This is a genomic window from Paenibacillus sp. FSL R5-0749, from assembly GCF_038595085.1.
In the GTDB taxonomy this organism is placed as follows: domain Bacteria; phylum Bacillota; class Bacilli; order Paenibacillales; family Paenibacillaceae; genus Paenibacillus.
Window position 1 is genome coordinate 667,051 of record NZ_CP152005.1, and the last position, 13,501, is coordinate 680,551.

Annotated in this window: 13 protein-coding genes; 11 read left to right on the top strand and 2 right to left on the bottom strand. The window is 46.0% G+C overall.

Features of this window, described 5'->3' with window-relative positions:
• Positions 1 to 28: 28 nt before the first annotated feature.
• Positions 29 to 1,384 (bottom strand): MATE family efflux transporter, encoded by a 1,356-nt coding sequence (locus MKY85_RS03115; protein ID WP_342571754.1) that lies wholly within the window; start codon positions 1,382 to 1,384, stop codon positions 29 to 31.
• 163 nt (positions 1,385 to 1,547) lie between these two features.
• Here MKY85_RS03115 and MKY85_RS03120 point away from each other — a divergent pair, with 163 nt between their 5' ends.
• The 10 genes from MKY85_RS03120 (at position 1,548) to MKY85_RS03165 (ending at position 10,230) form a co-directional block, all read left to right on the top strand.
• Positions 1,548 to 2,282: a class I SAM-dependent methyltransferase gene (locus tag MKY85_RS03120; protein WP_342571755.1), complete on the top strand. Its 735-nt coding sequence runs from the start codon at positions 1,548 to 1,550 to the stop codon at positions 2,280 to 2,282.
• A 201-nt stretch (positions 2,283 to 2,483) separates the two neighbouring features.
• Entirely contained in the window at positions 2,484 to 3,062 is a 579-nt protein-coding gene (locus MKY85_RS03125) for a sigma-70 family RNA polymerase sigma factor (RefSeq protein ID WP_342571756.1), read from the top strand.
• On the top strand, positions 3,059 to 4,336 hold the full coding sequence (locus MKY85_RS03130; protein WP_342571757.1) for a hypothetical protein: 1,278 nt from the start codon (positions 3,059 to 3,061) through the stop codon (positions 4,334 to 4,336). Before MKY85_RS03125 ends, MKY85_RS03130 begins: the two co-directional genes overlap by 4 nt.
• 59 nt (positions 4,337 to 4,395) lie before the next feature.
• The gene (locus MKY85_RS03135) at positions 4,396 to 4,854 is read left to right on the top strand and encodes a DUF523 domain-containing protein (RefSeq protein WP_342573263.1); all 459 of its coding nucleotides are present in this window, start codon (positions 4,396 to 4,398) and stop codon (positions 4,852 to 4,854) included.
• A gap of 217 nt (positions 4,855 to 5,071) precedes the next feature.
• A complete protein-coding gene (locus tag MKY85_RS03140; RefSeq protein WP_339239378.1) occupies positions 5,072 to 5,749 on the top strand; it encodes an NAD(P)H-dependent oxidoreductase in 678 nt (225 codons plus the stop codon).
• Between the two features lie 214 nt (positions 5,750 to 5,963).
• On the top strand, positions 5,964 to 6,386 hold the full coding sequence (locus tag MKY85_RS03145) for a MarR family transcriptional regulator (protein WP_091018819.1): 423 nt from the start codon (positions 5,964 to 5,966) through the stop codon (positions 6,384 to 6,386).
• 167 nt (positions 6,387 to 6,553) lie between these two features.
• Positions 6,554 to 7,135: an NAD(P)H-dependent oxidoreductase gene (locus tag MKY85_RS03150; protein ID WP_339239379.1), complete on the top strand. Its 582-nt coding sequence runs from the start codon at positions 6,554 to 6,556 to the stop codon at positions 7,133 to 7,135.
• A 114-nt stretch (positions 7,136 to 7,249) separates the two neighbouring features.
• Complete coding sequence (locus MKY85_RS03155; RefSeq protein WP_339239380.1) at positions 7,250 to 7,561, top strand: ArsR family transcriptional regulator; 312 nt, start codon at positions 7,250 to 7,252, stop codon at positions 7,559 to 7,561.
• A gap of 159 nt (positions 7,562 to 7,720) precedes the next feature.
• Entirely contained in the window at positions 7,721 to 8,755 is a 1,035-nt protein-coding gene (locus MKY85_RS03160) for an LLM class flavin-dependent oxidoreductase (RefSeq protein WP_339239381.1), read from the top strand.
• A gap of 314 nt (positions 8,756 to 9,069) precedes the next feature.
• Positions 9,070 to 10,230, top strand: coding sequence for an AI-2E family transporter (locus MKY85_RS03165; RefSeq protein WP_036614215.1), 1,161 nt, complete (start codon positions 9,070 to 9,072; stop codon positions 10,228 to 10,230).
• Between the two features lie 151 nt (positions 10,231 to 10,381).
• Here the strand turns inward: MKY85_RS03165 and MKY85_RS03170 are convergent, their stop codons facing one another.
• On the bottom strand, positions 10,382 to 10,753 hold the full coding sequence (locus tag MKY85_RS03170) for a metalloregulator ArsR/SmtB family transcription factor (RefSeq protein WP_339239382.1): 372 nt from the start codon (positions 10,751 to 10,753) through the stop codon (positions 10,382 to 10,384).
• 227 nt (positions 10,754 to 10,980) lie between these two features.
• On the opposite strand from MKY85_RS03170, the gene MKY85_RS03175 reads away from it, so the two are divergent.
• On the top strand, positions 10,981 to 13,326 hold the full coding sequence (locus MKY85_RS03175; RefSeq protein WP_342571758.1) for a heavy metal translocating P-type ATPase: 2,346 nt from the start codon (positions 10,981 to 10,983) through the stop codon (positions 13,324 to 13,326).
• Positions 13,327 to 13,501: the final 175 nt, after the last annotated feature.

Here is a 13,501-nt window from a genome sequence, read left to right on the forward strand (position 1 = left end):
TCTGATGCCGTTAACTCATCTGATAACGTTATTCAGCCTGCAACGCGTTTATTCGATCCTTAAGGGATCGTTTTCTATAGTATACGGCTATAGTTGCAAGAACGAGCATCTCAGATAACGGTACGGCAAGCCATACACCCGTTACACCAAAGAAGGAAGGGAGGACTGCAATCAGTGCAATCATGATGATCATCTCACGTGCAGCTGTAATCCAGATGGCCATTTTGGCATTACCTACAGATTGAAAATAGGTGCTCATGACAAAGTTAACACCCATAAACACATAAGCAAATGTAAATATACGTAATCCGTATACGGCATTATCCGTTACGCCGCTACTGAAGTTTCCAAAGATTTGCACGAAATAAGGTGCACCGATTTGAACAATAAGCAGTAACAGTAGACCGCATGCCAGAGCCGTTTTCGTGGCTAAACGTATCGTTTGTTGTACCCGTGTAACCTGACTGGCACCGTGATAATAGCTTATCAGAGGTTGGGCAGCGGATGCCAGACCCAGGAAAGCCAACAATACAACACCATGAATGTAGTTCAGCACGGTAAAGGAAGCTACACCATCCGTACCCGCAATGCGGTCCATGGAGATATTGTGAGAGACAGAGAAGACCGACATGCCAAGTTCAGCCAGAAAGCTGGGGAAACCAATGAGTAGAAGGGAAGCCAGCAGTTTGTTGTTCCATTTGAACCGGGTGAACGTGAGATTATTTGTTTTTTTGAAAAAGTGAGTGAACAGGACAAGCAGCGCAAGAGAAGCCGATACGATAGTACCGATGGCCACACCGCGTACACCCCATTCGAGTACATACAATGTTACATAATTAATGACGATATTGGCCACAGCAAACGTTATCTGAGCGTACATGGATGTGTTGGGATTCCCGTCGTTCCGAACAAAAACAGAGAGTGCATTTTCAATGGTAAAGACAAATCCGAACAACAACATGATATTCATGTAGTCCGAAGCAAACGGGAAAGTCTCGGCATTAGCACCGAGGGAGTATACCAGCTTGTCTTTAAACGTAAATGCAGTATAACCAATAGCCATCGTAACGAGCATTATGAGCATAATGGATTTGGTGAAAATTTGTTTGGCTGATGTGATATCTTTTCTACCCATAGCGTTAGAATACAACGTTGCCCCGCCCATACCAATCCACAGTGACATGGCAACAAAAAGCGTGTAAACAGGAGAGGCAATGCCGATCCCGGCCATCGCGGTAGAGCCCAGTTTGTGTCCCACCATAATGCCGTCGATAATAAAATTAAAAGCAACCACCAGCATCCCCAATACAGAAGGCACAAGGTAGCTAATAAAAGCTTTGCCTACCGATTGCCCTTCCAATGGATGCGTCCAATTCGTATTCATATTGACCTCCGTTAGTAAACTGAATGTTCATTCTGTATACAATAATACTGAACGTTCGTTCTGTATGATAACACGGCTTGAATTCTCTTGGCAACTTTTGCGTTTGAATATCGTTTATGTGGTAGAGTAGGTTGATATTTTATAAGGCGGGAGGAATCTCTTGATGAAACAAAATAAATACGATGAATCGGAATTTTTTGATAACTACAGTAAGATGGCTCGTTCTGTTCAAGGGCTGGAGGCTGCTGGAGAGTGGCATGAACTGCAGACACTTCTGCCGAATTTAAAAGACAAGCGTGTTCTGGATTTGGGATGTGGTTTTGGTTGGCATTGTCGGTATGCACGCGAGCAACAAGCGAGTTCAGTAATTGGTGTAGATCTGTCTGAGAATATGCTCCAGCGGGCTCGTGAGATGACGGACGATCCACAGATCCAGTACGAGCAGCTGGCGATTGAAGATATTGATTTTGCACCGGGACAATTCGACGTTGTGATCAGTTCGCTGGCTTTGCATTATATTGAACAGTTAGACACGGTGTATGCCAAAATCAATGAATGTCTTATTCAAGGTGGCACGTTTGTCCTTTCCTCCGAACATCCCATCTTTACCGCTCGCGCTGCGCAGGATTGGCATTACGGACCCGAAGGTGAGATCCTGCACTGGCCCGTGGATGATTACCACGATGAAGGGAAGCGTGTGGCGAACTTTCTGAATCAGGATGTGGTTAAATATCATCGTACACTGGCAACACATATGAATGAACTCATTAAGGCCGGGTTTGCCATTGAGCAGGTGGCTGAATCCAAACCATCACCGGAGATGATTGAACAGGTTCCTGGCATGCGAGACGAAAATCGGAGACCGATGTTTCTGATGATTGCTGCGGTTAAAGTATGAAGGAGTAAGGAGAAATTTGATAGTAACAGCGATCAGAAAGTTGATCGGTCATTCAAATGACCGGAACTACTTGAATAAATCGGTGTGTTCAGTGATATTGAACACGCTGTTTTTTATTTTGCTACAATAATAAGAAATAATGTTCAAAACAGGGAACCAAACCACAATTGATCCAGTCATATTAAGTGAGGTGAACAACAGTTGGATTATCAATTTCTGGCACAGGCTCAGACCATCGACAATTACACACTTAGCAGCATTATGGATGACTACGGAAACGACGTGTGGAATTACGCTTATTTTCTGACCAAAAGTGCCGAACAGGCAGATGAATTGTCACAGGAAGTTTTTATTCGGGCGTACTCGGGGGTTGCTCATTATCGCGGAGAGTGCTCACTAAAAACATGGCTGTTGACGATTACTAGAAACACGACTTTTACATATCGAAAATCTAAATTTTTTCGTAGCAGTCTGTGGGGAGAGACCTTACCCATGGAGACAGAGCGTGTGGGTTCGAGCCAAAGAGTCATGATTGCAGAGCAGCCTACACATCCTTCGGCTGAGATGGAAGTGATGCGTAAGGAGCATGTCCATGAAATCTGGGATATTGTTCTGGCTTTGCCGAAGAAGTTCAGGGAGATTCTTTTGCTGAATCTGAAGTATGAGCTTACGACAAGTGAGATTGCAGAGATGTTGAAAATCAGCTCAGGCACAGTAAAATCCAGACTATCCCGAGGTAAGAATAAGGTACGGAAACAATGGGAGGAGCGAAGCGAATGAAACACAAGGATGAGCAATGGGAAAAGGAGATCCGGAAGGGACCGTTTGCATCGTCTCCTTTTACAGCGGATCACAAGCAAAAGGTGCTTCAACAGGTGGAGTGGATGAAGAAGTCGGAGGAGGGGAGTCTGGGAGATGGTTTGGAGCAAAGTTATAGGTCGCCCAGACCGTTTAGACCGCAAGTAGGCAACGTGTCACACAAGCGTCGCCTTAGAAGAGGGCCTCTTGTTGCCGGCGCGGGTGCGGTGGTTATTGCCGCTGGATTGTTCCTATGGAGCTGGGATGAGGGAAAACTGGTGAAACCTGTGATCGAGCAGGTCTATCCGACAGCAGCATTACAGTTATCCGATGGTTTGAACACAAATCTGCTGACCGACAAAATGAAAAGAAATGTTGCGACTACGATGCGAGATGATCTGGGTAAACAGCTGAAGATTACGAAAGTGGAAGATTTGCCTGTGTCCGGCAGAATATATGTAGAGGCTGGACATGAAAGTGAGAAGGAGTATGCGCAGATATGGCTAGATGCGACAACAGGCAATCTGCGTGAAGTAGGAATGAGACGAGAGATGCAGCCAAGCGAGCTGGAGCACCGTTACCTGCGTCAAGTTCCATCGCTTTTGCAAAGTATAGGCAGCACTCCAACGCTTAAACCTGTATCCGTTCAACGTTATGTGAGTATGAAGCAAGGGGAGTTGGAGCCGATATCACATACGACATTAACATTAGTGAATGAGAGTAATTATGGGGAGATTGTATGGCAACAGGATCAGGCTATCTCGATTACAGGCGAGCTTAGTCCTGATCAGGTATCTCAGGCAGTGCTGGCAGATGCGGAGGATGCCGTTAAGGCAGTATTCGGTGAAACTTCTCTAAAACTTAGGGGGGTAAGTCGTACCAAAGATGATGAAATTGGGAGAGATGTAATTAATCTTAGTTTCAATGATCATTATTTAGTTCAAATGATTGTAGGAGAAGAAACTAAAGTTTACTCTGTAATTGGGGAGAATTTATATCGAAATGATTTTACTAATTGGGACGAAGTAGAAGCGTATCATCAGGAGATTTATGACGTAAAGGAGTCTATCCTCAGGGAGCAGGTAGGGGCGATGATTAAAGAGGTATTTAACGTTAACCTCCAAGGATACACTCTTCATAGGGAAGTTGATAATCCGGGGATTGCCATATTTAAACTAGAGTCGCCGAAAGATGTTATACGGGTTCGCTACAATGAAGATGTAAAAATTACGATGATCACCAGAGGCGAGTTATAGAGCTTGATCTTACATGTTACAATTTAATTCATCAATAGAATGAACACAAGGAGATAATGATGAAATATTTGGTGAGTTCTTGTCTGGCGGGGATAGCTTGCCGTTACAATGGAACAGCGAGCCTGGATGAGAAGATTCAGGAGCTTGTGGAGCAGGAGCAGGCGAAGATGGTGTGTCCGGAGTTACTTGGCGGATTCTCCACTCCACGGGAACCGGCTGAAATTATCGGTGGAACAGGCAAGGATGTACTGGCAGGCATTGCAAAAGTGATCGAGAAAAGTGGCAAGGACGTCACGGACCTGTATATCAAGGGAGCCTATCAGACGCTCGATTGGGCGCGAAAATTGAATGTGTCATGTGTGGTATTGAAGGAGTTCAGTCCGTCCTGTGGTACACAGATGATCTATGATGGGAGTTTTGCCAACCACATGGTAGCTGGAGAAGGTGTCACCTCAGCATTGCTGAGACAAGAAGGATATACCGTCATTTCTGAAAATGAATTTATGGAGCAACTGTAAACTTCATGTGTGAAAAAATGCCGTCTGGGGAGAAGATATATGATCCAGCAACGGCTATTTTCCTTGTTAGGACACAATAGTTACTTTTGGAAACTTAGAAACAATAATGTGCGTACTTTTCATTTTAGGATATAGATTCTAAACTAATACTTAAGCAAATCCAAAATTAGAGACTAACGATTCAACATAAAAAATATAAAAAAGGACGTGGAGCTCCATGGAAGTTACAGCAAAGTCAAAGAAAAAGGAAGACATTTTAAAGGCTTATCATTTCCGACATGCAACAAAGATCTTTGATGATACCCGCAAAATTTCGGATGAGGATTTCCAATTTATATTGGAAACCGGCAGATTATCTCCAAGTTCCATTGGACTTGAACCGTGGAAATTTCTGATTGTACAAAATCCGAACCTGCGCAAGCGTCTGTCCGAAGTTTCTTCCGGCGCTCAAAAGCAATTGGCAACAGCAAGCCATTTTGTTGTTATTTTGGCCCGGTCCGATGCCAGTTATAATTCTCCCTATGCGGAATACATGTTGAAGGAAACAAAAGGAATGCCGGAGGACGTATTTGAGCTAACAAGTCAGGCTTATGGAAAGTTCCAAAATAACCAGAGAATTCTGGATAATCCACGATCATTATTCGACTGGGCATCCAAACAGACGTATATTGCACTTGGCAACATGATGACGGCGGCAGCTCAAATCGAGATTGATTCTTGTCCGATCGAAGGTTTCAGTCGTGACGATGTCCATCGAATTATGGAAGAAGAGGGTTTGCTGGAGAATGGTGCATGGGACGTCTCGGTGATGGCAGCCTTCGGTTATCGGGTAGAGGAGCCCACGCGTGAAAAGTCCCGACAATCGGTTGAGAAAATCTCCCAATGGATTAACTGAATTCAGCAAAATTCAACATGAGTCAAGGAACGATGATCTAATATCAAGGTTTAAGATCAAGATCTAACATTATAGTATAGAGGATCAGAAAAACAAAACAGGATCGAAACAGCCCGATAGTTTCCACAGGTACAAGGATGGAAACTATCGGGCTTTTTTGTTTTTAGATAAAAAAGAACTTGAACATACATAGATGTCTATGTATAATGAGGTCATGCCAAAATACAACGCAATTGCACTGATTGCAAGAATCAGAGATCATGTCAACAAACGGATTGTTCACGAATTGGAACAGCATGAAGTGACAGGCATTGTACCTTCTCATGGGGATGTATTGATGTTCTTGTACCGTGAAGAGACGCTGTCAATCAAGATGTTGGCAGAACGTGTTCAACGCACGCAACCAACGGTAACGGTACTGGTCAACAAGCTGGAGAAGCTCGGTTATGTTGAACGCAGCAAGAGTGCCGAAGATAGCCGGGTGACGATGATTCGCCTCACTGAGCAGGGGAAGCGGCTCGAACCGATCTTCCATCAGGTATCCGAGCAGATTAATGACATCATCTATAGTGGCCTGTCCGATGAACAGTCGGAGCAATTGGAGAGTTTGCTGTCCATTATTGTCCGAAAGTTATAATGAATGAACTCTTCTGTCTGCAACCCTTTCCAGATTTGACTGGGATGGAGGCAGAGGAGCCCTAATATTTTTTACCCATATACATAGATATCTATGTATTCGGGAACGTATCAATGTAACCCCATTTTCGAAACCTAACTCAAACCAAACCTGGAGGGATTCACACTATGAAACATCTTATCGTATATGCTCACCCGCACACAGACAGCTTTAATAACGCAATCCTCAATACTGCTGTAGAAGCTCTCGAAGCTCAAGGCCATGAAGTGGTTGTTCGTGACTTGTATAAGCTTGGATTCCAACCCGTACTGACTGAAGCCGATACAGCTTCCATGCGCGCAGGACAGACACCACAGGATATCGCGACAGAGCAACAGTATGTTACCGACGCAGAAGCCATTACATTCATCTATCCGATCTGGTGGACAGGACTTCCTGCCATTATGAAAGGATATGTTGACCGTGTATTCGCCTATGGTTTTGCATATGCAGCGGGTGAAGCGGGTATCGAGAAATTGCTGACAGGCAAAAAAGGACTCATCATCAACACACATGGTACACCAAGTGAAATTTATGATCAGATTGGCATGACTGCTGGATTGAAAATAACTTCGGACGTAGGTATCTTCGATTTTGTAGGCATTGAAGCCGTAGATCATCTGCTCTTCGGTAGTATTGGATACCTGGATGCACTTGCATATCAAGCCATGTTGGATCAGGTTAAACAGACGGTAACGACCAAATTCTAATATAGATTTTGGTTCTCTATAGGAATTCCATATGATACCAGACCGACTCGATCATGAGTCGGTTTGTTTGTTCATGTGTTTGCAAAATGCCTGAAAGGGGGTATAATCGTACCCATGGAACCTATACTTATATTCAAAGCATTATCGAACGAGACACGTAGACAAATCCTGTTGTGGCTCAAAAGCCCGGAGCAACACTTTTCACCGCTGGAACTGTCCCAGCATCCGGATGGGGGCAAAAACGGAATCTGTGTCGGCACGATTCAACTGAAGGCTGGACTGGCTCAGTCGGTTATATCCAGTTATCTGCTGACCATGCTCAAGGCAGGGTTACTGCTCTCCGAGCGAAGAGGACAATGGACGTATTATCGGCGCAACGAAGAGACGATCCGTCAGTTTGCCGAGTACGTGCAGAACGAGTTATAAGCCGGATGCCGGAACGGAAACTAGGATGCACATGCAGGCAGGGATTCCGTCCGGATGTAAACGGCTAGTTCAGTATCACATCACTACATCCAGTTGCGATTTAATTAATCTATATATCTGGATATACAAAAATATAATCATCGAGGGGATTAAACGATAATGACTACAGAAAATACAGCTTCATCTCATAAAGAACATATCCAAGACGTTAAGCTTTCCATCCTTGATTTGGCTCCAGTTGTTGTAGGCGCAACACCAGCCGATGCCTTGCGCAACAGTCTGGATCTGGCACAGCATGCTGAGCGTTGGGGATATCACCGTTACTGGGTAGCAGAACATCACAACATGCAAGGTATTGCTTCTTCTGCAACCTCGGTCGTTATTGGATATCTGGCTGGTGGAACCAAAACGATTCGTCTGGGTTCAGGAGGTATCATGTTGCCCAACCATGCACCGCTTGTCATCGCTGAGCAGTTCGGTACACTGGAATCCTTGTATCCTGGCAGAATTGACTTGGGACTGGGACGTGCACCAGGCAGTGATCGCCGGACATCGCTTGCGCTACGCAAAGATCTGAATAGCGGGGAAGATTTCCCGGAGCTGCTCGCAGAGCTCAGAGCATACTTTGATGCTTCGGCGACATCTTATCATGCGCCTGTTCGCGCAGTTCCTGGAGAAGGATTGAATATTCCAATCTATCTGCTCGGGTCCAGTGATTTCAGCGCACGTCTGGCAGGTCAGCTGGGATTGCCGTTTGCTTTTGCCAGTCACTTCTCGCCCGATTACACCCGGATTGCACTGGAAACGTATCGAAACAATTTCCAACCATCTGATCACTTGAAGGAACCACATGTGATTGTTGGGGTCAACGCTGTTGTTGCGGATACAGATGAGGAAGCAGCATGGCTGGGTACAACGATGCAACAGCAGTTCCTGAACATTATTCGCGGCACAACGGGATTGGTACAGCCTCCGGCTGAGATGGAAGGCAAGTGGACGGACCGTGAGAAAGCTGGTGTGGAGCAGACGCTGAAGGCCGCTGTTAATGGTTCCCCAGAAACCGTTCGTGGACAGCTGGAATCCTTCATTCGGCAGACGCAGGCAGATGAGCTGATTATTACGTCGATGATCTATGATCATAAGGCGCGTCTGCATTCCTATGAGTTAATCGCACAATTGGCGGGAAAAGCCTAATCTTAAATTTTCACCATAAAAGCTGGCTTAACAGTAAGCTATAGATCCAAATTTACGGTTCGTCTCCCAGTGAGGCGGACCGTTTTTGAATAGGGAAAATTTTCAAATAATTCATGTGGGGCAGAAGACTCATTATGGGGTAAAATGACTTTACCGGTTTAATTTGAAACGGTTAATCAGCGCCATACGTATAAATCCAGAGAGTTATACATATGTTGGCTTGTACAAGGGACTTTATTTTTTTCAGGCAAGGGACATTTATCAGATTTACAGCTTGTTTTGATTAAGGATACATATGAGAGGACGACACGCCTATGGAGCAACCTGAGCAACCCCGCGTTTGGCCGGAGCGGTTCAAGCGATTTTTTCTTAACAACAAGTTTGTCCTATTTCTGCTGATTCTGCTGTTGGTGGGACTAAACGTCATGGTTTTGACCAAAGTATCCTTTGTTCTTCATCCACTCGCAGTACTCATCAAAACCATTGTTTTACCTATCATTCTGTCAGGCATACTCTACTATCTGCTGAATCCGATTGTGGATGTGATGGAGAGATGGAAAATCAAGCGCGGCTGGTCCATTCTGATCCTGTATCTTGCAATTGGAGGCATTCTGACAGTCGTCGTGTTGGCGGTTATTCCGGTTGTGCGTAACCAGATTGTGGGGCTGATTGAGAATTTCCCAACGTACAGTGAGACGGTAAAACAGCAGTTTGAGGAGCTTACGGGCAGTAAACTGTTCGGTCAGTTCCAGGAGACGGTGAATTTGAATTCTCAGGATTGGTGGGGAACCATCTCCCAAAAGGCCACTGAAATTCTGAACTCGACCTGGACCAAGTTGGGCGGATTCCTCGGAGCTTTCACGGAGACCGTGCTGTCCATCGTAACGGTCCCGTTCATCCTGTTCTATCTGCTGAAAGACGGCAAGAAGCTGCCGGCGAAAATTCTGTCTTTCCTGCCAATCAAGAGTCGTACAGGCGCCATGCATGTGCTGGAAGACATCAATCACCAGATCAGTTCATTCATCCGTGGACAGATTATCGTCAGCTTCTGCATCGGTATTCTGCTCTACATCGGATATATGGTCATTGGTCTGGATTATGCACTGATTCTTGCAATAATCGCATCGTTTACAAGTGTTGTTCCGTACTTGGGACCTGCAATTGCCATTACACCTGCGTTGATCGTGGCACTCGTCACTTCGCCGGTGATGCTGCTGAAGATGGTTGCGGTATGGACGATTGTGCAGTTAATCGAAGGTAAATTCATCTCACCACAGATCATGGGTAAAACGTTGAAGATCCATCCCATCACGATTATCTTTGTCATCCTGACTTCGGGTAATCTGTTCGGAGTCGTAGGCATTCTGCTCGCTGTTCCAGGATACGCGGTGCTGAAAGTATGTGTATCGCATATCTTTAACTGGTTCAAGGACAGATCCGGCCTGTACGATCCAAACAAGAACAATCTTTTATAACCGAAGTGGTATGCTCCAACTGATCGGTAATGGGAAGGGATAGTCACTTTGTATTCTGTACAAAACGGTATCCTTACCAAGAAGAACCCCCGTCCATCGGCATATAGCCGAGAGGCGGGGGTTCTTCTTCATGAACCAGCTTGGCGGCTGCCTAGCTGTGTTTAATATGCTGGAGCGTTTGCAGGAAAATCTGCTCAATATGAGTATCATCCAGAGAGTAGTACACGGTCTTGCCTTCCTTGCGCCGCTTGACGATCCGCATATTGCGGAGTGAACGCAACTGGTGTGAAATGGCCGACTGTCCCATGTCGAGCAGAACCGTCAGGTCATGCACACATAATTCCTTCTGTAACAGCGCATCAATAATACGTAGCCGTGTTGGGTCGCTGAATGCCTTGAACCAATCTGCCATCTCGGAAGAGGTATCCCGATCTATGAGTGAAGTGCGAATCGTCTGCACATCCGCTTCAGTACCCGAGCAGGTTGCATCACATTCGCTTGGTGCTTTAACCGGTTGTTCCATTTCATATCACCGCCTATGTTAACAACTATAGCTCTATTATATCCAAAAACGGCCTAAAGCGAAATGATTACTATTAGCATAATCTGTATGAAAAATCAACAACGGATGTTGACACTCATGTTTGGGCGTGCATATAATAGGGGTAATTAAACATATGAATGAATGCTCATATATTGAATGTAGTTGGATGATAACATTGTTTTTGTACTGCAAAGGGGAGAATTCACATGGGAACCGGACAGGAACAGGTGAAAAGGGAACTGCTGCTTGATGGATTAGACTGTGCGAACTGCGCATTAAAGATCGAGAACGGCGTTAAAAAAATTAAGGGCATTAATGAATGCTCCGTCAATTTTGTTACTAAAACATTATCGCTACACACCACCTCCGATATGGATGAACAAGTAGTGGAAGAAGCGAAGCGCAAAGTGCTTCGGCTGGAGCCTCATATTCGTATCTCGGAAAAAGGAAAACAAGTAAACGGACATGTACAGACTCATGCAGGGAGTGCGGCTGGTTCACACGAACACAGTCATGACCATGCCGGACATGATCATGGACATTCACATACACATGGCGATCACTCGCATACTCATGATCATGGAGATCCGCAGGGAAACACACACGATCACGGAAGTCATGCTGGACATAATCACGATCACAGCCATACCCATGATCACGATGCTCATGCAGGCCATTCACATGAACATGGTGCAGGTCAGACCAAAATATTGCTTGCTCGTCTTGCTGCCGGTTCTGTGTTGCTCGCAGCTGCGATCTGGTCGCCGCTGGAGGGCTGGGCACAGTTCACCCTATATGCGCTCGCGTATCTGATTGCCGGGGGAGATATCGTGCTCCAGGCGTCCAAAAACATCATCCGCGGTCAGGTGTTCGATGAATACTTCCTCATGTCCGTCGCTACCTTGGGTGCCTTTGCCATTGGAGAGTATCCGGAAGGGGTAGCGGTCATGCTCTTCTATCAGCTCGGAGAGCTGTTTCAGGGCATGGCGGTTAATCGGTCACGTAAGTCCATTCAGTCCCTGATGGACATTCGCCCGGACTACGCGAATATCCTGACGGGTTCGGGTGACGAGACACGGCGGGTATCTCCGGAAGACGTACGGATCGGTGATCGTATTGTCGTGAAGGCAGGAGAGCGAGTACCGCTGGATGGTATCGTTCAAGCTGGGCGTTCCATGGTGGACACTTCTGCCCTGACAGGTGAGTCAGTACCTCGTGAGCTGGAGCCCGGACGTGATGCACTTAGTGGATTTGTAAACAAAAACGGGATGTTGACCATTGAAGTAACCAAAACGTTTGGTGAATCAACGGTATCCAAAATTTTGGATCTGGTGCAGAACGCGAGTAGCCGGAAGGCAAAAACAGAGCATTTTATTAGTAAATTCGCCCGTTATTACACCCCGGTTGTTGTGATCCTTGCAGCCCTGATTGCATTTGTTCCGCCGTTGATACTCAGTGGTGCAACATTTGCCGACTGGATCTATCGTGCATTGGTCTTCCTGGTCATCTCATGCCCTTGTGCGCTGGTGGTATCTATTCCACTTGGATTCTTCGGTGGTATCGGAGCGGCTTCACGTAACGGGATTCTTGTCAAAGGCAGTAACTATCTTGAAGCATTAAACGATGTGAAAGTTGTCGTTTTTGATAAAACGGGTACACTAACCAAAGGTGTATTCAAAGTAACAGCCATTCGCCCCGAAGGCGAACGCACGGAAGAAGAACTAATGAAACTGGCAGCCATTGCCGAAGCTAATTCCAATCATCCGATTGCCGAATCCATTCGCGCAGCTTGGGCCAAAGCGATTCCCGCGCAAGGTGTAGAAGGTTATGATGAAGTTGCCGGACACGGGATCAAGGTGAGCGTGGATGGTAGGGAAGTGCTGGCAGGCAACGCTAAATTAATGAAGCAGGCCGGTATATCCTATACCACACCTGAGACGGCCGGAACGATAGTGCATGTTGCTGAAGCTGGCACATATGTTGGTCATCTGATCATTGCTGATGAAGTGAAGGACGATGCAGCAGCTGCTATTCAGGCGCTGAAGAAGCTTGGCATCCGCAAAACGGTTATGCTGACAGGAGATGCCAAAGCCGTGGGTGAAGCGGTAGGACGCGAGCTGGGTGTGGATGAGGTCTATGCTGAATTGTTGCCACAGGATAAAGTCGAACGACTGGAGCAATTGGAAGCGGCCAAATCTCCGAAGGAAAAAATGGTGTTTGTCGGTGATGGTATCAACGATACACCTGTGCTGGCACGAGCCGACGTGGGCGTAGCGATGGGTGGACTCGGTTCAGATGCTGCCATTGAAGCGGCAGACGTGGTCATCATGACCGATGAACCGTCCAAACTTGCGAGCGCAATCCGCATTGCAAAGCGTACACGCATGATTGTGTGGCAAAATATCGCGTTTGCTCTGGGGGTTAAAGCGATCTTCCTGCTACTGGGTGTGTTCGGCATTGCCACCATGTGGGAAGCGGTATTCTCGGATGTCGGTGTCACAGTACTGGCTGTCCTGAACGCCATGCGTGTACTTCGTGTGAAGAATATCTAAGTTTACGAAACGATCCAGGCGGCTCTTCGTATATACGTAGAGCCGTTTTTATATTTTTATGTAGATAAGTCTAACTGACTGCACAATTTACACGAGAACGGAGAAGACGAAATAACCTGAAAGGTTATTCTGTCATCGAAGTGCCAGTGTAAGCAGGTCGATGGAAGACAACAGA